Here is a 24,386-nt window from a genome sequence, read left to right as displayed (position 1 = left end):
GGCGCGCACGCTCCCTCGACAGGCACCCGGGGAGATAGACTCGAGCCATGTCCGCCATGTCTCTGTTCTTCCTCGCCCTCGTCGTCCTGGTGGGGGTCGCCACGCTCGCGTTCGCCGTCCTGGTGATCTCCCGCCTGTTCGACCGCTGAGGGTCCCGCAGCGCCGATGCCCATCTCGCTCGACACCTCCCTCCCGTCGTCCCTGTACCCCCTCGCCTGGCTGATCGGCAGCTGGGAGGGCTCGGGCGCGCTCATCGATGCGGATCCGGACTCCCCGGACGCCCGCATCGAGCAGCAGCTGGTCTGCACCGCCCGCGAGGACGGCACGCTGGGGTGGCGCTCCACGATCCACCGGGTCGACGCCCCCGCTCCGCTCCCGCCCACCAGCGCCTTCGCCCGCGATGCCGCGCCCGCGCCGGAGTCCACGGGCTCCGGCGAGCGCACGCTGCTGCATCGTGAGGACGGGGTCTGGTCCGTCGGGGAGCTCCTGCCCGGTCAGGACCATGCGGCCGCCGAGGCGGCCCGCCCCGGCACCCCGGCGAGCATCCTCTCCTACCGCCTCGGGGCGCAGCTGACCCGTCGGGACGAGCCGACCGAGGAATGGACCGGCGAGGTGCGAGGTCCGCGCGTGCAGCTCGCGCTCGCCGACGCCACCGGCCAGGTCACCGCGACCCGCATGTTCGGCTACATCAGCGGCCGCCTCATGTGGCTGTGGGAGCACCGCCTGCCCGTCCCCGACGGCGCCCCCGGCGAGACCGAGCTGACCCCCTACCTCTCCCTGGAGATGCACCGTGCCTGACCTCGCCCGCGACATCCGCCCCCTGCTGCGCGAGAGCTCCGTGCTGGGCGACGGTCCCGACGCGGCGGTCCCCGCCCACTACGGTGCGCCGCTGCGCGAGCAGCGGCACCTGCTCGACGGCAGCGCCGTCGTCGACCTGGGCCATCTCGAGCTGCTCGAGGTGCGCGGGGCCGACGCCCGCAGCTGGATGACCACCATCACCACCCAGGTCCTCACCGGGACCCCGATCGGCTCCAGCTCCTCGCTCGCCGTGCTGTCCCCGCAGGGCCGGGTCGAGCACATGGCCTCCGCCGTGGTCCTCGACGAGGAGGCGCTGCTCCTGGTGCTCGATGCCGGGTGCCGTGCCGGCCTGCGCCGATACCTGGAGATGATGCGCTTCGCCGCACGCGTCGAGCTGACCGACCGGGACGACCTGCGGGTCCTCGGCGGCCTCTCCCCCGCCGCCGAGATCCTCCCCCGGCTCGGCCTGCCCGATCCGGTCGCGATCTGGACCGAGGCCTGGCCCGAGGTCGCCCCCGGCGGCGTCGCCTACGGCCCCGACCCCGAGGACCCGGTGGGCGGCGTGCTCACCGTCCTCGACGCCGCCGCGCTCGAGGAGCTGCCCTGGCGCCGCGAGGACCTGGCCGGGATGACCTCCTGGGAGGCGCTGCGGATCGCGGACCATCGGGCGCGCGCCGCCCGCGAGGTCGACGAGCGCAGCATCCCCCACGAGCTGGATCTGCTGCGCACCGCCGTGCACACCGCCAAGGGCTGCTACCGCGGCCAGGAGACGGTCGCCAAGGTCCTCAACCTCGGCCAGCCGCCGCGACGGCTGGTCATGCTCCACCTCGACGGCTCCCAGGACATGCCGGTCGCACCCGGCGGCGAGGTGCGCCTCGGAGGCGCCGACGGGAAGGTCGTCGGCACCGTCACCTCCGCGGCGCTGCATGCCGACCTGGGCCCGATCGCGCTGGCCGTGGTGCGCCGGGCGGTGCCGCTCGACGCCGCGCTGAGCGTCCAGGTCCGCGTCGGGGAGGCCGACGACGACGGCTCGGGCCCTGCGCTCTGGATCGACGCCGCCCAGGAGCCGATCGTGGTGCCGCGCGAGCACGACGCCCGCCCTGCCACCGCCAAGCTCTGACCGCAGCCACGCTCTGACCGCAGCCACGCCCTGACCGAGGGGCGCCGCGCCCGTCACGCCCCGCTCTGATCTTCAGGGGTCCGCCGTGCTCCTCGCGCTCGTGCGGGGCCGACGATCCGTCGGCCTCCACGACGCCCTCACCGATCCTGCACCGCCCTCCTCCGCCATCCCCGCTGTGCAGACGCTCTCGACCTGGAAGAATGTCGGGCATGAGAGCTGAGGGCGACCAGGAGGACTGGACCCGGCACCGTCGGGAGGTGTTCGAGGCCAAGGAGCAGGCGCTGCAGGCCGCGCGCGAGGCCGAGCATGAGAAGGCCACCGCGATGATCCGCGAGGCCGTCGCCCGTTATCAGGCCGCCGGCATCGCACCGGTGGCGCTGCGCGCCCGCCCCTATCGCGGCAACGGCACCATCCGCACCTCTCTGACCGGCTGGTACCTCAAGCAGGATCGCTCCCTCGCCGTGGACGACCAGGGCCGCTACTACGTGATGCGCGTCGACGGCTCCCTCGTGGCTCGGCTGCGCGGGGCGACCCCTGAGCCGGGGATGGCGCCGCTGATCGTCGGGCGCGGTGCCCGGGACGGCGACACCTTCCGCCTCGAGGAGCTGCTGGAGATGCGCCTGCAGGACCCGGTGACGGCATGAGCACCCAGCCCACCCCGACCTCCTCCATCCCGGTCATCGAGCGGGCGCGCGGCGCCGTCCGCGACTGGTTCTCCAGCGGGATCTCGCGGGGTCGCGGCGATGCGCTGACCGTCGGCCGCGCCGCGGTCGCCGCGAGCCTCGCCTACCTGCTCAGCGGAATCATCTGGGGTCACCAGTACCCCTTCTTCTCGGCGATCGTCGGCTTCATCATCATCGGCTTCGGCATCGAGAAGAAGATGCGCAAGATCGTCGAGCTGTCCTGCGGCGTGATGCTCGGCGTGCTCCTGGGCGAGCTCGCCCGCGCCACCATCGGCTCCGGCACATGGCAGATCCTGGTGGTGGTGTTCACCGCCGGGATGCTCGCCCGGCTCATCGACTCGAGCAACCTCTTCGGGTTCCAGACGGCCATCCAGTCGCTGCTGGTGATGATCATGCCCACCACCCCCACCATGACCCCGGGGGCCCGTGTGCTCGACGCGCTCACCGGCGTGAGCGTCGCGATCGTGGTCCACCTGCTGCTCTCCGGCGATCCGCGACGCCTCCAGCGCCGAGCCGCCGCCTCGTTCTACCGGGAGCTCGAGGGCACCCTGGTCAACCTCGCGCTCGCAGCCCGCAGCGGGGACCGCGGGATCGCCCAGGCCGCCCTGAAGAAGATCCGCGAGGTCTCCCAGAAGTACACCGACGAGTGGAAGCTCGCCAACGACGTCGCCGACGAGATCGCCACCTTCTCCCCCTCCGGTCTGCGCCACGCCGACGATGTGAACCGACTCCAGCACCTGCTGGTGGGCTCCGACCGCGCCATGCGGAACATGCGCGTGATCGCCCGGCGTCAGACGGAGTTCCTCGACGCGGTGCGCGGCGACGCCCACTCCACCCTCGCCGACGCGCTGCTGGCCGCCCGGGATGCGGTCCAGGAGCTCAGCACCGCCGTCTCCCACGAGGACGTCGACTTCACCGAGGCGCGGCGGAAGCTGCGCCTGTACGGCTCCTACCTCACCCCCGAGATGCTGCTGCGCAACGACGAGGGGAAGCGGCCGGGCCGCGCGGGCCACTTCGAGGGCGTCACCCTGACGATCCAGCTGCGCTCCCTCGCGATCGACCTGCTGCAGGCCACCGGGCTCAGCGCCGCCGAGGCGAAGCAGTTCCTGCCCAGCCTGGTCGTCGCCGCGGACGGCGACGCGATCGGGCCCCGCCCGATGACGATGGAGATGCGGGCGCTAGAGCCGCAGGCCACCACCGAGGCCCTCGAGCTGCTGATCACCGACCGCTCCGATCCGGACCGGCGGCGCTGAGCCGGTCCGGTGGCGCTGAGCGGGTCCGGTGGCGCTGAGCCGGTCCGGTGGCGCTGAGCGGGTCCGGTAGCGCTGAGCCGGTCCGGCGGCGCTGAGCGGGTCGTCAACCGGGGTGTCGGTGCTGGACGGTTCCGCAACCGGGGTGTCGGCCGCTCCGCCCGGTCCCGGAACCGTCCAGCCTGGCCCCGTATCCTGACCCGATGATCGCCCTCATCCAGATGTGGATCTTCCTCGTCCTCGCCGTGGCCCTGCTGGCCGTGGAGGTCTGGGCCCTGGTCAACGCCCTGCGTTTCCGTCCGGATGCCTACACCGCCGCCGGCAAGCGCAGCAAGACCTTCTGGGGCGTGCTGACGGGGGTCGCCGTGCTGCTCGGCTTCCTCTCGCTCCCCTACCCCATCGGCCGGGGCGGCAGCTCGATGCTGTTCATGCTCGCCGGTGTGGTGATCGCGGGAGTCTTCCTGGCCGACGTCCTGCCCGCGCTGAAGCGGGTCATGGGTCGCGCACAGGGCAACCGCTGGTGACGCCCCGCCGCGCCTGAGGAGCGGCGGCGCCACCGCGCCGGGCCCGGCCGCGCCCGCGGCCGTCGCGTGTCCTCGCGCCCGTCGTGGAGACGCCCCGTCCGCCCTGCCGCGTCGCGGGTCGGCTGAAATCGCGAGTCGGCCTGTGTCGCGAGTCGGCCCGTGTCGCGCGGGGGTCGATGTCGCGAGTCGGCCTGTGTCGCGCGGGGGTCTATGTCGCGAATCGGCCTATGTCGCGAATCGGCCTATGTCGCGCGCGGGTCTATAGCGACGTGAGGTGGCTATATAGCCAGCTCTCGTCGCCATAGACCGCTCCATGACACCCCGGCCCGGCCCGGCCCGTCCCGGCCCGGCCCGTCCACGCCATCGACCCACCCGCGACACCGCCCGCCCGCGCCCCGGACATGACGGAACCCCGGAGCCGAAGCTCCGGGGTTCCGTGATCGTGCAGGGTCCGCGCAGCGGCGGACCGGTCAGCGACCGCTCAGGCGTGGGTGCCGGCGGAGCGCAGGTTCTCGCAGGCCTCGACGATGCGAGCGGCCATGCCGGCCTCGGCCTTCTTGCCCCAGGCGCGGGGGTCGTAGGCCTTCTTGTTGCCGACCTCGCCGTCGATCTTCATGACGCCGTCGTAGTTCTCGAACATGTGCGAGACCGCGGGGCGGGTGAAGGCGTACTGGGTGTCGGTGTCGATGTTCATCTTGATGACGCCGTTGTCGACCGCGGTCTGGATCTCCTCGAGGGAGGAGCCGGAGCCGCCGTGCATGACGAGGTCGAAGGGCATGTCTTTGCCGTACTTCTCGCCGACGGCCTTCTGGATGTCCAGGAGGATCGACGGGGTGAGCGTGACGTTGCCCGGCTTGTACACGCCGTGCACGTTGCCGAAGGTGAGGGCGGTCAGGTAGCGGCCGCGCTCGCCCAGGCCGAGCTTCGCGGCGGTCTTCAGGCCGTCCTCGGGGGTGGAGAAGAGCTTGTCCGCGTCCACGTCGGCGACCACGCCGTCCTCCTCGCCGCCCACGACGCCGACCTCGATCTCGAGGATCTTCTTGGCCTCGACGGACTTCTCGAGCAGACGCTCGGCGATCTCGAGGTTCTCGTCGACCGGCACGGCGGAGCCGTCCCACATGTGCGACTGGAAGAGGGGGTTCAGGCCCTTCTTCACACGGTTCTCGAGGTCCCACTCGATGAGGGGCTCGACCCAGGTGGGCAGGACCTCCTTGGCGCAGTGGTCGGTGTGCAGCGCGACGTTGATCGGGTAGTTCTTGGCCACCGCGTGCACGTACTCGGCGAGCGCGATGGAACCGGCCACGCGATCCTTGATGGTGGAGCCGGAGAGGTACTCGGCGCCGCCGAAGGACACCTGGATGATGCCGTCGGAGCCCGCCTCGGCGAAGCCCTGGAGCGCGGCGGTGGCCGTCTGCGAGCTGGAGACGTTGACGGCGGGGTAGGCGAACTTTCCGGCCTTGGCCCGGTCGATCATCTCGTTGTACTGATCCGGGGTGACGACTGCCATGAGGCATTCTCCTTCGCTGAAGCTGGGTACGACGGCCGGCGGTGCGGTGCACCGCGCAGGGCCATCCGATCGTGCCCATTGTTCCACAGCGGCCGGGCTCGATCCCTGGGCGTGGTCCCTCGTGGACAGCGGCGGCGAAGAGCTCAGCGCAGCGGGCCCTCGGGCACCTCGGCGTGCTGCACGATCCAGCTGTGCATCGCGATCGCCGCGGCCGCGGCGACGTTGAGGGAGCGGGTGGAGCCGAACTGGGTGATGCCGACGACGAGATTTGCCGCGGCGAGGATCTCGGGGCTCACCCCGGGGCCCTCCTGGCCCACCACCAGCAGCGCGTTCTGCGGCAGCTCGGTGTGCTCGATCGGCAGCGCCCCCTCGACCAGGTCGATCGCGACGATCGGCCGGCCCTCCTCCCGCGCCCAGGCGATCAGGTGCGCGGCGTCGGGGTGGTGGATCTCGTGCTGGTAGCGGTCGGTGACCATCGCGCCGCGACGGTTCCAGCGCCGTCGGCCCACGATGTGGAAGGCGCCGACGGCGAAGGCGTTCGCGGTGCGGACCACGGAGCCGATGTTCGCGTCGTGCTCGAGGTTCTCGATCGCGACGTGGAGGGCATGACGGTGCAGGTCGAGCTCGGCGACGACGGCCTCGCGCCGCCAGTAGCGGAAGCGGTCCTCGACATTGCGCCGGTCGCCGCCTGCGAGCAGCTCCGGGTCCAGGCGGGGATCCGTCGGCCACGGCTCGGGGTGGGGGCCGACGCCGACCTCGCGGGGCTCCTGCTCCGGTCTCTCGCGGGTTCCACCATCTGCGGCGGGCTCGGTCATCGCTCCCCGCCGCGCTCGTCGGCGCTGTGCGTGCCGCTCGCTCCGTCCGCGGAGCCCTCGGCGTCGAGTTCATCGACGTACGCCTGATCCGGATCGGGCAGACCCAGGGCGCGTCGCTTCCGCTCGCGCAGGATCAGGCGCACCAGGACGACCAGCACCACCAGCACGATGATCGCGTAGACCACGTTGGAGAAGACGTCGGTGTAGGGCTCGATGACGGTCCAGTTGCTGCCCATGTAGAAGCCGATGGTCAGGAAGATCGTGTTCCACACGGCGCTGCCCGCGGCGGTGAGCAGGGTGAACGTGCCGATCGGCATCGCATACAGCCCGGCGGGGATCGAGATCAGCGATCGGACCCCGGGCACGAAGCGGCCGAAGAAGATGGCCTTGTGCCCGTGGCGGTCCATGAAGTCGACGGACTTGTCGTAGTCCCCGACATGCACCAGCGGCAGCCGGATGACGATCCTCCGCAGCCGCTCCGGGCCGAGCGCGCGGCCGATGCCGTACAGCAGCCAGGCCCCGAGGACGGATCCGGCCACGGAGGCCAGGAGCATGACCCAGTAGGAGTTGTTCGGTCCGGCGGCCGTCACCCCGGCCAGCGGCAGGATGACCTCGGAGGGGATCGGCGGGAAGACGTTCTCGAGGAAGATCAGCAGGAGGACGCCGAGAGCCCCGAGGCTGTCCATGGTCTCCACCGCCCAGTCGACGATGTTCATTCAGGCTCCTCGCGCGATGCGGTCCGGGACGGCGGGTGAGTCGGTCGTGGCCGACGGGCCGGGCCGACGGAACAGGGGATCCGCTCCCCCGATGCGCCGCTGTGCGGCCCGACCTCCATGCTAGGCGGTGGATACTGACCGCACACCGACCGGACGGTCTTGTCCGCAGGACCTTCACTCTGCCCGTTCCTCCTGCTCACACGGCGGTCTCGGTCTACTCTGTGGCCATGACGTTCAACCCCGATGCGGAGATCCGGTCCGACAACGTCTCCGCCTCAGGTGGCGGTGGCGGTGGCGGCGGCCGATTCCGTCTGCCCGGAGGCGGCGGACGGGGCGGTCGCGGCCTGCAGCTCGGCGGTGGCGGCGGCTGCCTGCTGCTCGTCATCGTGATCATCTACGCCCTGATGGGCAACAACCCCCTGGATCTCCTCGGCGGCGGTGGCAGCGGCTCGCCCCAGCAGGCCCCGGCGGCCCAGGGCGGGCCGCTCGAGCACTGCCAGACGGGCGCGGACGCCAACGAGCAGGACGACTGCCTGGTCCAGGCGACGATCGAGTCCGCGGACTCGCTGTGGTCGCAGCTGGCACCCGAGTCCGGGTTCGACTTCGTCGAGCCGACGGGTCAGATCTTCCCCGGGGAGGTGCAGACCGGCTGCGGTGCCGCGACCGCGGACGTCGGCCCGTTCTACTGCCCCGCCGATTCGACGATCTACATCGACGTCAACTTCTTCAGCTCCCTCTCCAGCCAGTACGGCGCCGACGGCGGCCAGCTGGCGAAGATGTACGTCGTCGCCCACGAGTACGGCCATCACATCCAGCACCTGTCCGGGACGATGGAGAGCGCGGACCGTTCGCAGACCGGACCGCAGTCCGATCAGGTGCGGATCGAGCTGCAGGCCGACTGCTACGCCGGGGTGTGGGCGCATCACGCCGCGAACACCGTGGACGACGACGGCAACGCCATGCTCGAGCCCCTGACCGATCAGGACATCTCCTCGGCCCTCTCCGCGGCCAGCGCCGTGGGCGACGACCACATCCAGGGCGAGGTCGCCGGCGGTCAGGTGCGACCCGAGTCCTGGACGCATGGCTCCTCCGAGCAGCGTCGGTCCTGGTTCACCACCGGCTATGAGCAGGGCACCGTGGCGTCCTGCGACACCTTCTCCGCCGATCAGGTCTGAGCGGCTCCCCCGGTCGGTGCGGTGACAGCTCGGTGCGGTGACAGCTCGGTGCGGTGACAGCTCGATCGCTGCGCCGACCCCGGGGCCGTTCCTGGCAGGTGGAGCCTGCTCAGATCTCCAGCTCGGAGATGTCGTACGCGGCGAGGTAGCGGTGCCCGGCGGCCTCGACCGTCTCGCGGGAGGCTTCGGAGCGGTGCACGATCACGGCGACCGCCGCGATGTCGGCACCGGCCTCGGTGAGGGCTTCGCAGGCGGTGAGCACGCTGCCGCCGGTGGTGGAGGTGTCCTCGACCGCGACCACGCGTCGGCCGGTGACGTCCGGCCCCTCGATGCGTCGCTGGAGACCGTGGGCCTTGTTGGCCTTGCGCACCACGAAGGCGTCCAGCGGGTCGCTCGTCCCGTCGGCCGCGGAGGCGTGCAGGATCGAGGTGGCGACCGGGTCGGCGCCGAGCGTCAGGCCGCCGACGGCCTCGATGCCGGGGACCAGGCCCTCGCGCTGCAGCAGATCGAGCATGACCCGGCCCACCAGGGGCGCGGCCTCGTGGTGCAGGGTGATCCGGCGCAGATCCACGTAGTGGTCCGCCTCGGCGCCCGAGGAGAGCACGACGTGGCCGCGGACCACGGCGAGGTCCCGGATCAGGACGCGCAGACGCTCACGGGCGTCCTCGATGGGCAGGGACTGAGCGGGGGCGGTGCGGGGATCGGCCATGCGGCCAGGATAGAGGACGTCGCCTCGCCGATCCGGCGGCGTCCGGCACCGTACTGCCGACGGTCCACGACCCGCACCGGCGGCGCTCCTGGGCCCGATCAGGCCTCGTCGTCCCGCTGCCAGGGGGCGTGGAGGTTCCGGCGGGAGGCCTTGCGTCGGGAGCGCTGGACGGACCGCGCCTGCACCCGCCGGTACCAGTCCGGCGAGGTGAGCGCCCGCACCAGGGAGCGCGGGGCGATGCGGGAGACCTCGCCGGCGGTGCGGTACTTCACCGAGGGGATCGAGAGGACGGTGCCCCGTGCGGTGTCCTTCAGCGCGCACTCGACGACGTAGGGAGCCTTCAGCCAGGTGATCCTCGGTAGGCCGTCCATGGCCATCGAGGCGCGCTCATGGAACTCGGTCTGCACGAACCCGGGCAGCAGGGCCGTCGCGGAGACGCCGGTGCCCTCGAGCTCCATCGCGAGCGACTCGGTGAACACGGTCACCCAGCTCTTCGAGGCGGCATAGGGGCCGGCGGTGGTGTACCCGGCCAGCGAGCTGACGTTGAGGATGGCGCCGCGCCGGCGCTGGACCATCGTGCGCGCCGCGGCGTGGGAGAGGACCAGCACCGCCCGCATCAGGGTGTCCATCTGCCGCACATGGTCGTCGACGCCGACCTCGAGGAATCCTCCGCGCAGCCCGTAGCCGGCATTGTTGACGAGCAGCTCGACCCGATCCACGGGATCGGTGAGCCGGATCGCGACGCGCTCGAGCTGCTCACGATCGGAGAGGTCGGCGGGGAGCACCTCGACCTGGACCTGGTGCACGTCGCGGATCTGCTCCGAGACCGCGCGCAGCCGATCCTCGTCGCGGGCGACCAGCACGAGGTCATGCCCGGTCCCGGCCAGCTGCCAGGCGAATTCGAGGCCCAGTCCGGAGGTCGATCCGGTGACGAGTGCGCGCGCCATGCCGTGAGTTTACGACGCTCCGCGCCCCTCGGCGCGCAACTTCGCACACCCGTAGGATCGTGGCATGCGCATCGCGACCTGGAACATCAATTCTCTGCGTGCCCGGATGGATCGGGTGCTCGACTTCCTCGAACGGCACGACGTGGACGTCCTGGCCCTGCAGGAGATCAAGGCCAAGCCCGCGCAGCTCGATCTCGAGGCCCTGACGGCGGCCGGGTACGAGGTCGCGGCGCACGGCCTGAACCAGTGGAACGGGGTGGCGCTGATCTCCCGCGTGGGCCTGACCGACGTGCGCACCGAGCTGCCCGCGGTCCCCTCCTATCCCGAGGACGAGACCGGGGTGGTCGAGGCCCGGGCCCTGGGCGGCGTCGTGGGCGACGGCCTGCGGATCTGGTCCCTGTACGTGCCCAACGGTCGCGAGATCGACCACCCGCACTATGCCTACAAGCTGCGCTGGCTGGAGGCGCTGCGCGCCGAGGGTGCGCGCGAGCTCGCCGCGGATGCCGACGCCCGCGTGGCCCTGGTGGGCGACTTCAACGTGGCCCCGCTCGACGACGACGTCTGGGACCGGGAGTTCTTCGAGGGCAAGACCCATGTCACCGAGCCCGAGCGGGCCGCGTTCCGCTCCGTGGTGGACGCCGGATTCGCCGATGTGGTGCGCGGGGACCATCCCGGCCCCGGCGTCTACACCTACTGGGATTACCAGAAGCTGCGCTTCCCGAAGAAGGAGGGGATGCGCATCGACTTCGTGCTGGGCTCCCCCGCCGTGGAATCCGCGGTGACCGGGTCGTTCATCGACCGCGAGGAGCGCAAGGGCAAGGGCGCCTCGGACCACGCGCCCGTGGTGGTGGACCTGGAGTTCTGAGCCGCAGGGCGGGCCTCCGGCCCGCCCTCGCTGCGGCCCCCGGGAGTCCGCACACAAGAGGAGCGGCGACGCGATCTCTCGCGACGCCGCTCCGGACGAGCCGTCTGCATCGGGATCAGGCGTACACGTGATCTGGCTGCGGTGGCGCTTTCGACGCCTCACAGCCGGTCCGTTGCGGGGACCAGTCGTACGTGGGTTCCGATGCCGGTATTCGTCGTTGTGCAGATCACACTACGCGCACGTTCCGGGCTCTGCAAGTACCGAACCGGACCTGATCTCTCCTCCACAGAGACCGGTTGTCCACCGTCCTCGTCGACCCCTGTCCTGACCTCGACGATTCGGCCACGATGGCCGCATGACCAGGACGATCACCATCCCACCGGGCATGCGCAGCGGCGAGCAGAGCGCGGTGCCGGGCCTGCCCGACGCCCTCGTCCCGACCGAGCCGGCGGGCGGGGCGGAGGCCACCGCGCGCCGCCGGCGCACCCGCTTCCCCGGCCCTGAACCGGAGGCTCCCGCACCGGGTCCCCGAGGGCGTTCCGCGGTGCGCTGGGCGGGGTCCGACCAGGCGCTGCGTGCCCTCGTGCGCGACCATGCCACGGCCGTCGGCCTCGAGCTGCACGGCGGCGCCGTCGAGGTCGGGGACGCCGGAGGTCCCGTCGGCATCGGCGCGTCGGCGGTCGTCTGCACCGTGGTGGACGCCGCCTCCCTCGCCGACGGCAGGGCGCCCGGTCGCGGCGCAGCGCCGCTGCTCGTGGTCACGGGCTCCCCCGAGATCCCCGCAGCGGTCTGGTCCGCGGCGCTCGCGGCCGGCGCGCAGGCGGTGCTCCCTCTGCCGAGCGGCTCCGACGATCTCCTCTCCCGCCTGGCCGAGCTGGCCCGCCCTCGCTCGTCCTCGCTCCTGGTCGGGGTGGTCGGCGGCTGCGGCGGAGCGGGCGCCTCGAGCTTCGCGGCCCGCGTGGCCGGAGCGGCGCGGGCACGGGGCCCGGTCGCCCTCATCGATGCCGACCCCTTCGGAGGCGGGATCGACCTGCTCGTCGAGGCCCCGGAATCGGAGGGGATCCGGTGGAGGGACACCGCGGCCCTCGGTCCGGACGACGGCGAGGCGCTGCGCGCCGGGCTCCCCCAGGTCGACGAGGTGCACCTGCTGGTCGCCGGTGAGGATCACGGCCCGTTGGAGCAGGACCTCCCACCCGTGCTGTCGGCGCTGTCCGCGCTGGACGGAACGGTGGTGGTTGATCTGAGCTCCGCCATGGTGCCCATCGCGGTGGAGCACCTCCACCAGCTGCTGGTGGTCGTCCCCTCCACGGACCATGCCGTGCGCGCGACGATGCGCCGGCTGCGGGCCTGGCAGCTGCCCGACGGGCTCGCGAGCGCGGTGGTGCGCCGCAGCGGACCGCTCGGCGCCGGCGAGGTCTGCGAGGACCTCGGCCTCGACCTGGCTGCGACCTTCCGAGACTCACCCCGCAGCTGGGTGCCCCTGCTGGACCGGCGCCGTCGCGGCGCCGACCGCGCCGCCGTCGAGCTGATGGCCCGCCTCGTCCCCGGGAGGTCGGCATGATCGGCGAGGAGACTCTGCCCCAGGACGACCTCGCCCCGCTGCTCGACCTGGTGCGGGAGGACCTGGTGCGCACACCCGGCACGGTGGACGTTCCCCGTATCGTGCGGGTGCTGCGCCGCCAGGGCCGGGTGCTGGGAGCGGCGGCGACCCTCGAGCTGACCGATCGGATCCGCGATCACGTGGACGGACTGGGCCCGCTGCAGGCACTGGTCGTCCCCGGGGTCACCGACCTGCTGGTCAACGACGACGGCACGGTCTGGGTGGACGACCTCGAGGGACTCCACCCCACCGACCGGCGCCTGGGCCCCGCCCAGGCGCGGGACCTGGCCGTCCGTCTGGCCACCGTCGGCGGACGGCGGCTGGACGATGCCATGCCCTGGGCCGATGCGCATCTGCCCTCCGGGATCCGCTTCCACGCGGTGCTCCCGCCGCTGTCCCCGGGCGGGGCGATCCTCTCGCTGCGCCTGCCCGGCGCGACGGCGCTCTCCCTGGAGGACCTCGAGCGCCTCGGCGCTCTGGGCACCGATGCCCGGGCGGTACTGCTCGCGATCATCACGGCACGGGTGCCCTTCCTGGTCACCGGTGGAACGGGCACCGGGAAGTCGACCCTGCTGGCGGCGATGCTCTCCCAGGCCCCTGACGACGAACGGATCGTCGTGGTCGAGGATGTGCAGGAGCTCTCCGTCGACCATCCCCACGTGGTCCACCTGCAGTCCCGGCACGCCAACAGCGAGGGCGCCGGCGCCGTGGACCTCACCGCCCTGGTGCGGCAGAGCCTGCGGATGCGACCGGACAGGATCGTGCTCGGAGAGTGCCGCGGAGGAGAGCTCCGCGAGCTCCTGCAGGCGTTGAACACCGGGCACGAGGGCGGCTGCGGCACCGTCCATGCGAACACCGCCGCCGATGTGCCCGCCCGGCTCGAGGCGCTCGGCGCGCTCGGCGGACTCGACCGCTCCGCGCTGGCTTCCCAGGTCGCGAGCGCCCTGAAGGTCGTGATCCACCTCGGCCGACGGGGCGGGACCCGGGCGCTGGAGGAGATCGCCCTGCTCGAGCGGGGAGAGGACGGGCTGCTCGAGGCGACGACGGCGCTGCGCATCCGGGAGGGCCGGCTCGAGCACGGGCCGGCCGCCGAGGCTCTCGCCCACCGCCTCCTGACGGGTTCCTCCTCCCCCGCTGCGGGGCCGTCCGTCGTCGGAGCACCCGGAGCACCGCGCGCCGAGCATCGGCGGACGGCATGATCGCCCTCGTGCTCGGGGCCCTGCTGGCGCTGGGATGGGTGCTCGCTCCGCCGCCTCCGCACGCCCCTGCTCCGGCCCTCCCCCGCCGGGCCCGCCGGGCCGGCGCCGGTCCCCTCGAGATGGCGCACCTGGTGGAACAGCTCGCCACGGTCATCAGCTCCGGGGCGGGACCACGCCAGGCCTGGGCCGCGCTGGGGCGCTCGCTCCCCGAGGGCGAGCTGCAGGACCTCGCCCGCGCCGCCGCCACGGGCGCCGACCTCCGCCGCGCGGCGGGAGAGAGGCTGCGGCGCACCGAGATGGTGTCCTCCCTGAGCACCGCCCTCGCGGTGTGCGAGCGGACCGGGGCGCCGACCGCGATGATGCTGCAGCACCTCGCCGAGGCCCTGCGCGATCTGCACGATGCCGCGCAGGCACGACGCACAGCCTTTGCCGGCCCCCGGTCCACCGCCCGGATACTGCTGGTCCTGCCTGCGGCCGGGCTCGGCCTGGGGATGCTGCTCGGCGGCGACCCCCTGCGCCTCCTGCTGACCTCCGGAGCCGGGAACCTGCTCGGCCTCGCGGGCCTCGCCCTGACCGGCCTCGGCTGGTGGTGGATGCGACGGCTCATCCATCGGGCCGATCCCCCGCGCCGCCGCCGCGTGGACCCCTCCGTGCAGCTCGAGCTGATCGCCGGCGCACTGGACTCGGGGCTGCCCCTCTCCCGTGCAGCGGCGGCTGTCGGCCACGCCCTGCCCGCCGGGGACGAGGCGACAGCGCTGCAGCGGGTCTCCGCCGCCCTGGAGGCCGGGGTCCCCGCGGCCCTCGCCGGTCGGGCCCTGCCCACCGAGCTGGACTCCCTGGCCCGCTCCGCCGTGCTCGCCGAGGGCACCGGATCCGACCTGTCCCGGGTGCTGCGCTCCGCGGCCCGCGATGCGCGCCGCGGCCGGGCCCGCGAGGCCGAGGTGCTGGCCGCGCAGCTCGCGGTCCGACTGGTTCTGCCCACCGGGCTGGCGCTGCTGCCCGCCTTCGTCGCCCTCGGGATCATCCCCACGGTCCTCTCGCTGCTGGGCGGCACCCTCGCGCTCACCCCCGGTACGGGGTGAGGGACAGACCCCCGGGCACTGCCCGGCGCACCGGCCCTCCCGGGTCGGCGCTCGGCGGCCCCGGCCGCCGCCCCGCGACGGCGACCGCCGCTGCGGGACCTGCGGCTCCGGCCGCACCCCCGGGCGGAGACCCCTCCGTCCACGATCCGAAGGAGGACACCATGTCCCACACCCTGGTGCGACTGCGCCGCACCCTCGATCGCGCACTGCGCGACGAGACCGGCGCCTCGACCGCCGAGTACGCCATCACCGTGCTCGCCGCCTGCGGCTTCGCCGCCGTCCTGGTCGCCCTGCTGGCGTCCGGGGAGGTGCGCGAGATGCTGATGTCCATCATCACCTCGGCCCTGTCCAAGGGGATGTGATGCCGCGGTCCGCCCGGTCGTCCCTGCTCGGGGACGACCGGGGGTCCGCCACCGCGGAGACCGCCATCGTGCTGCCCGTGGTGGTCGTGATGGTGATGGTCCTGCTGCTGACCGGGGTGGGCCTCGGCTCCCAGGTGCGCCTCGAGAGCGCGGCCCGTGGCGCCGCACGCGAGCTCGCCCGCGGCGAGGATTCCGCCGCTGCCGTGGAGGTCGCCCGACGGATCGGCGGCGAGGACCTGCAGATCTCGATCTCCGGGTCGGGCGAGTGGGTCCGGGTCGAGGTGCGCCGCACCCTCGAGGCCCCGACCGGTCCGCTGTCCGGAGCGGGCTGGACTCTCAGCGCCGATGCGGAGGCGCGGCGCGAACCACAGCTGCTCGAAAGTGGTGCGCCGTGAGCACCGGCGCCGCCTCCGTGCTGGCCTGGACCGGTGCGGCCACCACGATGGTGGCGGGGCTGTCCCTGCTGGGCACCGGGCTGATAGCCCAGTCCCGGGCCGCGACGGCCGCGGACCTCTCCTCGCTCGCCGCGGCGGACGCCGTGGCCGTCGCGCACGCCCATCCCTGCCGGATCGCCGCCGACGTCGCCACCCGGAACGGGGCCCGGCTGCTCCAATGCGAGCAGCGGGAGTGGGACGTGCTGGTGACCGTCGAGGTCGACGCCTCCCCGCTGCCCGCCGCCTCGGCCCGGTCCCGGGCAGGGCCCGGCCCCGAGGAGCGACCATGACGGGCTCAGGGCCGCAGCAGCTCCAGCAGTCGCACCGCCTGCGCCTTGGACAGCGGCTCGTTGCCGTTGCCGCACTTCGGGGAGACCACGCAGGCGGGACAGCCCGCCTCGCAGCCGCACTCGCCGATCATGTCGGCGGTGGCCCGCACCCAGGCCGCGGCGTCGTCGGCCCCGCGCTCGGCGAATCCGGCCCCGCCGGGCGCGCCGTCGTAGACGAAGATCGTCGGCGACCCGGTGTCCTCGTGCTGCGCGGCGGAGAGTCCGCCGATGTCCCACCGGTCGCAGGTGGCCAGCAGCGGCAGCATCGAGATGGCGGCGTGCTCGGCGGCGTGCAGGGCCCCGGGCAGCTCCTCCCCCGGGATCTCCGCGGCGTCGGCGCTCTCCTGGGGGATGACCCACCACACCGCCTTGGTGGTGAGGGTGCGCGGAGGCAGGTCCAGCGGGTGCTGGGCCAGGACGGCCTGGGTGAACACGTCGCGGACCTGATAGCCGGTGACCTGGTCGGTCACGTCCACGGTGCCGAAGCAGAGCCGCACGCCCTCGGCCCACTCCACCTCGCGATCGACCTGCCGGATCCGCAGGGTCGAGGCGGTCTGCGGATGGGTGCTGTGCAGCGGATCCTCCCGGTGCACGAAGGCCACCGCCTGGTCGACGTCGAGATGGTCGACCACGTAGTTCGTGCCCTGGTGGAGGTACACGGCGCCGTCGTGGACCTGGGTATGGGCGCTCGCGGCGTCCACGGTGCCCAGCAGCACCCCGCTGGCCTGCTCGACGATCCGCACCGGCTCCCCGCCGCTGCCCCGCAGGTCGGTGAGCTGATGTGCGGACTCGCTCATCGTCCAGTACCAGCCGGTGGGCCGCGAGCGCAGCACTCCGCGGGCGGCGAGCGTGGTGAGCAGGTCCCGGGCGGTGGGCCCGAAGATCTCCTCCTCGCCGTCGCGGATCGCGAGCTCGGAGGCCGCGGCGCACAAATGAGGGGTCATCACGTACGGATTGCCGGGGTCGAACACCGAGGCCTCGACCTCCGCGCCGAAGATCGTCTCGGGGTGGTGGACCACGTAGGTGTCCAGGGGATCCTCGCGCGCGACGAACAGGGCCAGTGCGCCGCCGTCGGCGTCCTGGCTGCGCCCGGCCCGGCCGAACTGCTGCCACAGCGAAGCCCGGGTGCCGGGCCAGCCGGCCACCACCACCGCGTCCAGACCGGCGATGTCGATGCCGAGCTCGAGGGCATTGGTCGAGGCCAGGGCCTGCAGCTCGCCCGAGCGCAGGGCGTCCTCCAGCTGGCGCCGCTCCCGTGCGAGATACCCGCCGCGATAGGCGGCGACCCTCCCGGCGCGCTCGGCGAGCTGCGGCCCCCCGCCCTGCTCTGCCTTCTGCTCGAGCAGGCGACGTGCCCCGCCGGCGACCAGCTCGGCCCCGCGCCGGGAACGCGCGAAGACCAGGGTCTGCACCTCGCGCTCCACGAGATCGGCGAGGATCGCCGCGGCCTCGCTGGTCGCGGACCGGCGCAGCGGGTCCTCGGCCCGGCGCGGCGAGGATCCCCCGCCTTCGCCGTCCTCGAGGTCGGGGGCATCGAGATCCGGGTGATCGAGATCCTGCTCCTCGGGCGGTGGGTCCGCCCGGCCGTCCCGGTCGGCCCATCGCGCCGGATCCCCGCGCCCGTCGACGCGGGTGCGGGTCCCCGGCTCCCACAGTCCGATCGTCAGCCCCGCCCGCGGGGAGCCGTCCTCGGTGACCGCCTCGACGTCCCGCCCGATCAGCCGCGAGGCGGAGAGCTCCGGGTTCGCCGTGGTCGCCGAGGCGAGGACGAAGGTGGGATCGGCGCGGTAGTGCGCCGCGATCCGGCGCAGGCGGCGGATCACGAGGGAGACATGGCTTCCGAACACGCCCCGGTAGCTGTGGCACTCGTCGATGACCACGTAGCGCAGGGCGCGGAAGAAGTGGGCCCACTGCTCGTGCCCGGGCAGGATCCCGAAATGCAGCATGTCCGGGTTGGTCAGCACGATCGAGGCGTGCCGACGCACCCATCGGCGCTGCTCGGCGGGGGTGTCCCCGTCGTAGACCGCCACCCGAGCGTCGCGGATCCCGGCGCCGTCCGCCATCGCCGTGATGTTCGTCAGCTGATCCGCGGCCAGGGCCTTGGTGGGCGAGAGGTAGAGCGCGGTCGCCCGCGGCGCCTCGCCGTCGTGCTCGCGCGCACCGATCGCCGTCAGCATCGGCAGCAGGTAGGCGAGGGATTTCCCCGACGCGGTCGCCGTGGCGAGCACCACGTCCTGTCCATCATGGGCGAGCTGCGCCGCCTGCTCCTGATGGATCCAGGGCGCGGTGATGCCGCGCTCGGCGAGGTGCGCGACGAGCCGCGGATCCGTCCACTCCGGGAAGCTGCCCCGACGTCCCGGTCGCGCCGCGCGCCGCTCCACGTGGGTGAGGCAGGTGCGTCGGATCAGCGGAGCGGAGAGGTCGGCGAGGAGCTCGGGTGCTCGACCTGCCCTCATCCGCTCCCACCTCCCTGCAGCGCCCACAGGGCCTGCGCATCTCCTCCACCAGGCCTTCGACGTCGGTCCAGATGGCTGGGGCACAATCGTAGCCATGCCGACCGACGTCCCGATCGACCCCCCGCGGGTCCTGCCCGAGGAGATCGCCGCCCTGCGCGCGGACCTCGCGGCGAGCTCCTACACCTCCGCCACCGTCGAGCAGCTGCTCGGACCGGTGGCCGCGTCCGCGCTGGGCCGGGAGAACCCCGTGCCCGCCCACCGGGCGCTGGCCCCGCTGCCGGATCCGGCGGCCGTGCTGCTGCGCCTGTTCACCCTGGGCGCGGTCGTTGCACGCGACCAGCTGGAGACCGCCCTGCCCACGCTCGGCGTGGACGGCGCGGAGCGCCTGGGGCTCGTGACACCGACCGACGGATCGGTGCGCGCCCTGGTGGACCTCGCGCCGTACTCCGCGCAGGACGACGCCGGGCAGATCGGCTGGTGGATCGCCTCGGACCTCTCGGAGCTCGCGACCTCCCGCCCCCTCGGCCCCGAGCATGTGCTCGGGGTGGGCGGCGCCTCCCTCACCCTGGCCCGGATCACCCCGCGCGCCCCGGTGCGGAAGGTCCTGGACCTGGGCTGCGGCGGCGGTATCCAGGCCCTGCACGCCTCCCGTCACGCGGAGCACGTGGTCGCCACCGACCTCTCCGAGCGCGCCCTCTCCTTCGCCGCCTTCAACGCGGCGCTCAACGACATCAAGATCGAGCTGCGCCAGGGATCGCTGCTGGAGCCGGTGACCGGGGAGAGCTTCGACCTCATCGTCTCCAACCCGCCCTTCGTCATCACTCCCCGCACCCCCGAGGACGACTCCACCACCTGGACCTACCGCGACGGAGGCCGCGCCGGGGACACGCTGCTGGCGGAGCTGCTGCACGACCTGCCCGGGCATCTGGCTCAGGGCGGCAGCGCGGTCATGCTCGGGAACTGGGAGATCACCGACCCGGAGTCCTGGGACGCCCATCCCCGCACCTGGCTGCAGGACGCCGGCGCCGACGGGGTCGACGCCTGGGTGCTCCAGCGCGAGCAGGAGGACCCGGCGCAGTACGCCGAGACCTGGGTGCGCGACGGCGGGATCATCGACCGCGATCCTCAGTGGGCGCCGCTGGTGGGCGCCTGGCTGGACGATCTCGAGCGTCGCGAGGTGGCCCGGATCGGCTTCGGCTACCTGCTGCTTCGTCGCCCCGATGCCGCGGATCCCGGATCCGCCCCCGCAGCGTCCGGCCCCGCCCCGCGACCCGGCGCGCTGCGCACCGAGCAGGTCCCGGCCACCGGCAGCGGAGCCCTCGCCCCGCATCTGGCCGCGGGCCTGCGCGCGATGTCGACCCTCGCCGACCTCGACGACGCGGCCCTCGCCGCGGCCCGCCCGGTGCGGGCCGAGGACGTCGTCGAACGACGCCACCTCACCCCGGGCGAGTGGGATCCGATGCTCATCGAGCTGGTGCAGGGAGCCGGCTTCGCCCGCAGCGTGCGCGCCGACCAGCAGCTGGCGGCCACCGTCGGGGCCCTGGACGGCACCCTCACCCTCGGCCAGGTGATCGGCGCCGTGTGCGCGCTCACCGATGCGGACGAGGAGGAGACCCTCTCCCGGGTCCTGCCCGTCGTGCGCGAGCTGATCATCACCGGGATGGTGACGCTGTGAACACCGAGACCGCACCGGGCAGCACCGCACCCGACAACGGGACCACGCCCCGCGTGGGCGGCGTGCTGCGCCCCCTGCTCTCCTTCCTCGCCGCCGCCGTGTGCGCGGTCGCGATCGTGGGCCTGTCCCGCCTCGCCGTCGGGACCGCGAGCGGTCAGCGTCTGGACCAGCTGATCTTCTCCGGGGCCACCGAGCACGAGGGCCGTCTGTCCACCTATGCCGAGATCGCGGTGGGCACGGTCAGCGTGCCCGTGGTCAGCGCTCTGCTGGCACTCGCGGTGGTGCTGGTGCTGGTGCGTCGGCGACCCGGGCAGCTGGTGGGAATCGCCACCCTCGTGCTCGGGGCGAACCTCACCACGCAGGTGATCAAGCGTCTGCTGGTCACCCGGGAGGCGCTCGGGCCCGGCATCGACCTCACCCCCAACTCCTTCCCCTCCGGGCACACCACCCTGGCGGCGACCGCGATCATCGCCCTCGTGCTGGCCGGCGGCCGGTCGCGCGTGGTCCTGGCCCCGGTGGGCGCGGTGTGGACCGCGGCGGCCGGGATCGGCACGCTCGTGGTCGGGTGGCACCGGCCCAGCGATGTGGTGGGCGCGATCACGGTGGTCGCGGCGTGGACCTTCCTCATCCTCGCCCTCGAGGGCATGGGGGTCCGTCGTCGGCGCGCCCGCGCCGCTGCCCGGCCGGACCGCGGTCGTCGTCGGCGCGACGGCGCCCCGATCGATCTCTCCCATCGACCGCGCCTCCCCCTCGCCGAACGCGCGGTGGCCGTGCTGCTGATGGTGCTCGGAGCGGCAGGTCTCGTGGTCGGGGGCCTCGGCCTGGCCTCCCTGCCGCGCCCGCTGGAGCTGGACGACGCGGCCCTGCAGGTCTCCTCCTTCGTGGACACGGCTGTGCTGATCGGCGGCGGCACGGCCGCGTGGATGGCGCTGACGCTGCTGCTGCGCGCTCCGACGTCACACAGGAGCCCTTCCGCGGAGCGTGTACCGTGAGCACGCGCCGAGCATGTGCCCGGTTCATCCCGGAGCACGGCATTCGGCCACGGCATTCGGGCACGGCAGACGGGCCGCGAGACGACGCGGCGAGGAAGGACACAGCAACGTGACTGGCGGACGACATCTGGTGATCGTCGAGTCCCCGGCGAAGGCCAGGACCATCGGTCGTTATCTCGGCGACGAGTACGACGTGAAGGCCTCGGTGGGCCACATCCGCGACATCCCGGTGCCTCGTGACCTCCCTGCCGAGATGAAGAAGGGCCCGTACGGGAAGTTCGGTGTCGACATCGAGAACGGCTTCGACCCCTTCTACATCGTCAGCCCCGACAAGAAGAAGACCGTCGCGGAGCTGAAGAAGGCCCTCAAGGACGCCGACACCCTCTACCTCGCCACCGATGAGGACCGCGAGGGCGAGGCCATCGCCTGGCACCTGCTGGAGACCCTCAAGCCCAAGAAGTCCCTGCCGGTCAAGCGCATGGTGTTCCACGAGATCACCAAGGACGCGATCCGCGCGGCGCTGGAGAACACCCGCGACATCGACGCGAGCCTGGTCGATGCGCAGGAGACGCGCCGCATCCTGGATCGCCTGGTCGGCTTCGAGCTCTCGCCGGTGCTGTGGCGCAAGATCAAGCCGTCGCTCTCCGCCGGTCGCGTGCAGTCCGTCGCGACCCGTCTGGTGGTCGAGCGCGAGCGCGAGCGCATGGCCTTCGTCGCCTCCGACTACTGGGACATCACCGGCACCTTCGCCGGCCAGGACGGCGGGGACTCCACCCAGTTCACCGCCAAGATCGCCACGGTCGACGGCGCCCGCGTCGCCACCGGCTCCGACTTCGCCGACGACGGCACCCTGAAGCCCCGCTCGAAGAGCGCGACCGTTCTCACCGAGGAGACCACCCGGACCCTCGTCGAGGTGCTCGGCGAGGCCCCGGCCACGGTCTCCTCGCTCGAGTCCAAGCCGTACACGCGCCGCCCCGCCGCGCCGTTCACCACCTCCTCCCTGCAGCAGGAGGCCTCGCGCAAGCTGCGCCTCGGTGCCCGCCAGGCGATGCGGGTGGCGCAGTCGCTGTACGAGAACGGGTACATCACCTACATGCGTACCGACTCGGTGACGCTCTCGGGCGAGGCGATCCGCGCCTCCCGCGCCCAGGCGGCCGAGCTCTACGGCTCGCAGTACGTGCCGGACAAGCCCCGCATCTACCAGAACAAGTCGCAGTCCGCGCAGGAGGCGCACGAGGCGATCCGCCCCGCGGGCGATCACTTCCGCACGCCGGCCGAGGTGGCCGGTCAGCTCGCCGGTGACGAGTTCCGTCTCTACGAGCTGATCTGGAAGCGCACCATCGCCTCCCAGATGGCCGATGCCAAGGGCACCACCTCCACCGTCGAGCTGCAGCTGGAGGCCTCCGGCCGCACCGCGACCTTCCGCGCCGCCGGCACCGTGATCACCTTCCGCGGCTTCCTCGCCGCCTACGAGGAGGGCCGCGACGCCTCCCGCTACGGCGAGGACTCCGACAAGGGCGACGACAAGCGCCTGCCGCAGATGACGGAGGGGCAGTCGCTCGAGACCCGCGCACTCCTGCCCGACGGCCACACCACCACCCCGCCGCCCCGCTACACGGAGGCCTCCCTGGTGCGGGCGCTCGAGGACCGCGGCATCGGCCGCCCCTCGACCTATGCCTCGACCGTGGCGACCGTGCAGGACCGCGGCTACGTGCTGCGACGCGGCACCGCCCTGGTGCCCAGCTGGACCGCCTTCGCGGTGGTCCGCCTGCTGGAGGAGCACTTCGGGCCGTTCATCGACTACGACTTCACCGCCCAGATGGAGCAGCAGCTGGACCGCATGGCCCAGGGCGATCTGGCGCGCTCGGAGTACCTGAAGAACTTCTACCTCTCCGACGGCACCGACGGCCCCATCGGCCTCAAGCCCATGGTCGACGACCTCGGCGAGATCGACGCCCGCGCGATCAACTCGATCGAGATCGGCGAGGGCATCACCCTGCGCGTGGGCCGCTACGGCGCCTACGTCGAGCAGCAGGTGCGCGATGAGGACGGCGAGGTGGTCGAGGGCTCCGACCCGCGCCGCGCGAACGTCTCCGACGAGGTCGCGCCCGACGAGCTGACCGTCGAGAAGGCGAAGGAGATGCTCGAGCGCGCCAAGGACGACGGCCGCGTGCTCGGCACCGACCCGGAGTCCGGGCACGAGATCGTCGCCAAGGACGGCCGCTACGGCCCATACGTCACCGAGATCCTGCCCGACCCGGAGACGGTCGACGGCAAGAAGGTCCCCAAGTCCAAGCAGCCCAAGCCCCGCACCGGCTCGCTGCTGAAGTCCATGGACCTCTCGAGCGTCTCCCTCGAGGACGCGCTGAAGCTGCTGAGCCTGCCGCGCGTGGTCGGCGCCGGTGAGGACGGCGCCGAGATCACCGCTCAGAACGGTCGCTACGGCCCGTACCTGAAGAAGGGCACCGACTCCCGCTCCCTGGAGACCGAGGAGCAGATCTTCTCGATCACCCTCGAGGAGGCCGAGAAGATCTACGCCCAGCCCAAGACCCGGGGACGGGCCGCGGCCAAGCCGCCGCTCAAGGAGCTCGGCACCGATCCCACCAGCGAGAAGCCGATCGTGATCAAGGATGGCCGCTTCGGTCCGTACATCACCGACGGCACCACGAACGTCTCGCTGCGCGCGACCGAGAGGGTCGAGGAGATCACCGAGAAGGTCGCGATCGAGAAGCTCGCGGAGAAGCGTGCCAAGGGTCCGGTGAAGAAGAAGGCGCCCGCGAAGCGCGCTCCCGCGAAGAAGGCCACCACCACGAAGAAGGCCTCCACCGCGAAGAAGTGACGGCGGCGGTCGACCCCGGAGGGGCTGCGCGGCACCCGGGCGACGAGAGGGGCACGGACCACACGGTCCGTGCCCCTCTCGTCGTGTGACCCGGTGCGCCGCGCCGCGGGTCGGCGCTCCGCGCTCCTCCGCGACCTCTTCCCGTGCTGGCCCGCGTCACCGCACTATGACCGACTTGTGGCGATATGCACGAAGAGTGGTCATGACCGAGCATCTCGGGTCACAAGGCGGTCACGAGAGAGGTTCCGGCACCTCTCGCGGGCGCCCGGCGGAGCGATCGCCTGCACCGACGGCATACAGTGTGACCTG

22 protein-coding genes are annotated in these 24,386 nt (G+C 72.7%); 16 read left to right on the top strand and 6 right to left on the bottom strand.

Features of this window, described 5'->3' with window-relative positions; genetic code table 11:
* Positions 1-165 precede the first annotated feature (165 nt).
* From CFK41_RS03565 to CFK41_RS03545, 5 genes are all read left to right on the top strand, one after another.
* Complete coding sequence (locus CFK41_RS03565) at positions 166-798, top strand: FABP family protein (RefSeq protein ID WP_096798436.1); 633 nt, start codon at positions 166-168, stop codon at positions 796-798.
* On the top strand, positions 791-1,918 hold the full coding sequence (ygfZ, locus tag CFK41_RS03560; protein WP_096798435.1) for a CAF17-like 4Fe-4S cluster assembly/insertion protein YgfZ: 1,128 nt from the start codon (positions 791-793) through the stop codon (positions 1,916-1,918). Before CFK41_RS03565 ends, ygfZ begins: the two co-directional genes overlap by 8 nt.
* A 209-nt stretch (positions 1,919-2,127) precedes the next feature.
* Positions 2,128-2,562: a hypothetical protein gene (locus CFK41_RS03555; RefSeq protein WP_096800919.1), complete on the top strand. Its 435-nt coding sequence runs from the start codon at positions 2,128-2,130 to the stop codon at positions 2,560-2,562.
* Positions 2,559-3,854, top strand: a complete 1,296-nt coding sequence (locus tag CFK41_RS03550; protein ID WP_096798434.1) for an FUSC family protein — start codon at positions 2,559-2,561, stop codon at positions 3,852-3,854. Before CFK41_RS03555 ends, CFK41_RS03550 begins: the two co-directional genes overlap by 4 nt.
* 200 nt (positions 3,855-4,054) lie before the next feature.
* Positions 4,055-4,375, top strand: coding sequence for a DUF2516 family protein (locus tag CFK41_RS03545; protein ID WP_096798433.1), 321 nt, complete (start codon positions 4,055-4,057; stop codon positions 4,373-4,375).
* A gap of 481 nt (positions 4,376-4,856) precedes the next feature.
* Here CFK41_RS03545 and fbaA read toward each other — a convergent pair whose 3' ends face one another.
* The 3 genes from fbaA to CFK41_RS03530 form a co-directional block, all read right to left on the bottom strand.
* A complete protein-coding gene (gene fbaA, locus CFK41_RS03540) occupies positions 4,857-5,882 on the bottom strand; it encodes a class II fructose-bisphosphate aldolase (protein WP_096798432.1) in 1,026 nt (341 codons plus the stop codon).
* 143 nt (positions 5,883-6,025) lie between these two features.
* On the bottom strand, positions 6,026-6,697 hold the full coding sequence (locus CFK41_RS03535; protein WP_096798431.1) for a TrmH family RNA methyltransferase: 672 nt from the start codon (positions 6,695-6,697) through the stop codon (positions 6,026-6,028).
* A complete protein-coding gene (locus CFK41_RS03530; protein WP_096798430.1) occupies positions 6,694-7,413 on the bottom strand; it encodes a DedA family protein in 720 nt (239 codons plus the stop codon). The genes CFK41_RS03535 and CFK41_RS03530 overlap by 4 nt, the downstream gene beginning before the upstream one ends.
* A gap of 227 nt (positions 7,414-7,640) precedes the next feature.
* Between CFK41_RS03530 and ypfJ the strand changes: the two genes are divergently transcribed.
* Positions 7,641-8,588: a KPN_02809 family neutral zinc metallopeptidase gene (ypfJ, locus tag CFK41_RS03525; protein ID WP_096798429.1), complete on the top strand. Its 948-nt coding sequence runs from the start codon at positions 7,641-7,643 to the stop codon at positions 8,586-8,588.
* 109 nt (positions 8,589-8,697) lie between these two features.
* Here the strand turns inward: ypfJ and CFK41_RS03520 are convergent, their stop codons facing one another.
* Positions 8,698-9,297 (bottom strand): orotate phosphoribosyltransferase, encoded by a 600-nt coding sequence (locus tag CFK41_RS03520; RefSeq protein ID WP_096798428.1) that lies wholly within the window; start codon positions 9,295-9,297, stop codon positions 8,698-8,700.
* A gap of 98 nt (positions 9,298-9,395) precedes the next feature.
* Positions 9,396-10,244 (bottom strand): SDR family NAD(P)-dependent oxidoreductase, encoded by an 849-nt coding sequence (locus tag CFK41_RS03515; RefSeq protein WP_096798427.1) that lies wholly within the window; start codon positions 10,242-10,244, stop codon positions 9,396-9,398.
* A gap of 64 nt (positions 10,245-10,308) precedes the next feature.
* On the opposite strand from CFK41_RS03515, the gene CFK41_RS03510 reads away from it, so the two are divergent.
* The 7 genes from CFK41_RS03510 to CFK41_RS03480 all read left to right on the top strand — a co-directional run bounded on the left by CFK41_RS03510 (position 10,309) and on the right by CFK41_RS03480 (position 16,076).
* Complete coding sequence (locus CFK41_RS03510; RefSeq protein WP_096798426.1) at positions 10,309-11,109, top strand: exodeoxyribonuclease III; 801 nt, start codon at positions 10,309-10,311, stop codon at positions 11,107-11,109.
* A 355-nt stretch (positions 11,110-11,464) separates the two neighbouring features.
* A complete protein-coding gene (locus CFK41_RS03505; RefSeq protein WP_096798425.1) occupies positions 11,465-12,670 on the top strand; it encodes a hypothetical protein in 1,206 nt (401 codons plus the stop codon).
* Positions 12,667-13,908: a TadA family conjugal transfer-associated ATPase gene (locus CFK41_RS03500; RefSeq protein WP_096798424.1), complete on the top strand. Its 1,242-nt coding sequence runs from the start codon at positions 12,667-12,669 to the stop codon at positions 13,906-13,908. The genes CFK41_RS03505 and CFK41_RS03500 overlap by 4 nt, the downstream gene beginning before the upstream one ends.
* Complete coding sequence (locus tag CFK41_RS03495) at positions 13,905-14,990, top strand: type II secretion system F family protein (RefSeq protein ID WP_096798423.1); 1,086 nt, start codon at positions 13,905-13,907, stop codon at positions 14,988-14,990. The genes CFK41_RS03500 and CFK41_RS03495 overlap by 4 nt, the downstream gene beginning before the upstream one ends.
* A 161-nt stretch (positions 14,991-15,151) precedes the next feature.
* Complete coding sequence (locus CFK41_RS03490) at positions 15,152-15,352, top strand: DUF4244 domain-containing protein (RefSeq protein WP_096798422.1); 201 nt, start codon at positions 15,152-15,154, stop codon at positions 15,350-15,352.
* Positions 15,352-15,747 (top strand): TadE family type IV pilus minor pilin, encoded by a 396-nt coding sequence (locus CFK41_RS03485; RefSeq protein ID WP_096798421.1) that lies wholly within the window; start codon positions 15,352-15,354, stop codon positions 15,745-15,747. The genes CFK41_RS03490 and CFK41_RS03485 overlap by 1 nt, the downstream gene beginning before the upstream one ends.
* Positions 15,744-16,076, top strand: a complete 333-nt coding sequence (locus CFK41_RS03480) for an Rv3654c family TadE-like protein (RefSeq protein WP_096798420.1) — start codon at positions 15,744-15,746, stop codon at positions 16,074-16,076. Before CFK41_RS03485 ends, CFK41_RS03480 begins: the two co-directional genes overlap by 4 nt.
* 5 nt (positions 16,077-16,081) lie before the next feature.
* On the opposite strand, the gene CFK41_RS03475 is transcribed toward CFK41_RS03480, so the two are convergent.
* Positions 16,082-18,571 (bottom strand): DEAD/DEAH box helicase, encoded by a 2,490-nt coding sequence (locus CFK41_RS03475; RefSeq protein ID WP_096798419.1) that lies wholly within the window; start codon positions 18,569-18,571, stop codon positions 16,082-16,084.
* Between the two features lie 94 nt (positions 18,572-18,665).
* Between CFK41_RS03475 and CFK41_RS03470 the strand changes: the two genes are divergently transcribed.
* The 3 genes from CFK41_RS03470 to topA all read left to right on the top strand — a co-directional run bounded on the left by CFK41_RS03470 (position 18,666) and on the right by topA (position 24,077).
* Positions 18,666-20,246: a DUF7059 domain-containing protein gene (locus CFK41_RS03470; protein ID WP_096798418.1), complete on the top strand. Its 1,581-nt coding sequence runs from the start codon at positions 18,666-18,668 to the stop codon at positions 20,244-20,246.
* Positions 20,243-21,238 carry a phosphatase PAP2 family protein gene (locus tag CFK41_RS03465; protein ID WP_096798417.1) on the top strand — a complete coding sequence of 332 codons (996 nt, stop codon included), beginning with the start codon at positions 20,243-20,245 and terminating at the stop codon, positions 21,236-21,238. The genes CFK41_RS03470 and CFK41_RS03465 overlap by 4 nt, the downstream gene beginning before the upstream one ends.
* Positions 21,239-21,347: 109 nt before the next feature.
* The gene (gene topA, locus CFK41_RS03460) at positions 21,348-24,077 is read left to right on the top strand and encodes a type I DNA topoisomerase (protein WP_096798416.1); all 2,730 of its coding nucleotides are present in this window, start codon (positions 21,348-21,350) and stop codon (positions 24,075-24,077) included.
* The last annotated feature ends 309 nt before the right edge of the window (positions 24,078-24,386 follow it).

This window comes from Brachybacterium ginsengisoli (genome assembly GCF_002407065.1).
Lineage (GTDB): Bacteria > Actinomycetota > Actinomycetes > Actinomycetales > Dermabacteraceae > Brachybacterium > Brachybacterium ginsengisoli.
This window is presented reverse-complemented; position numbering and strand designations above follow the sequence as displayed.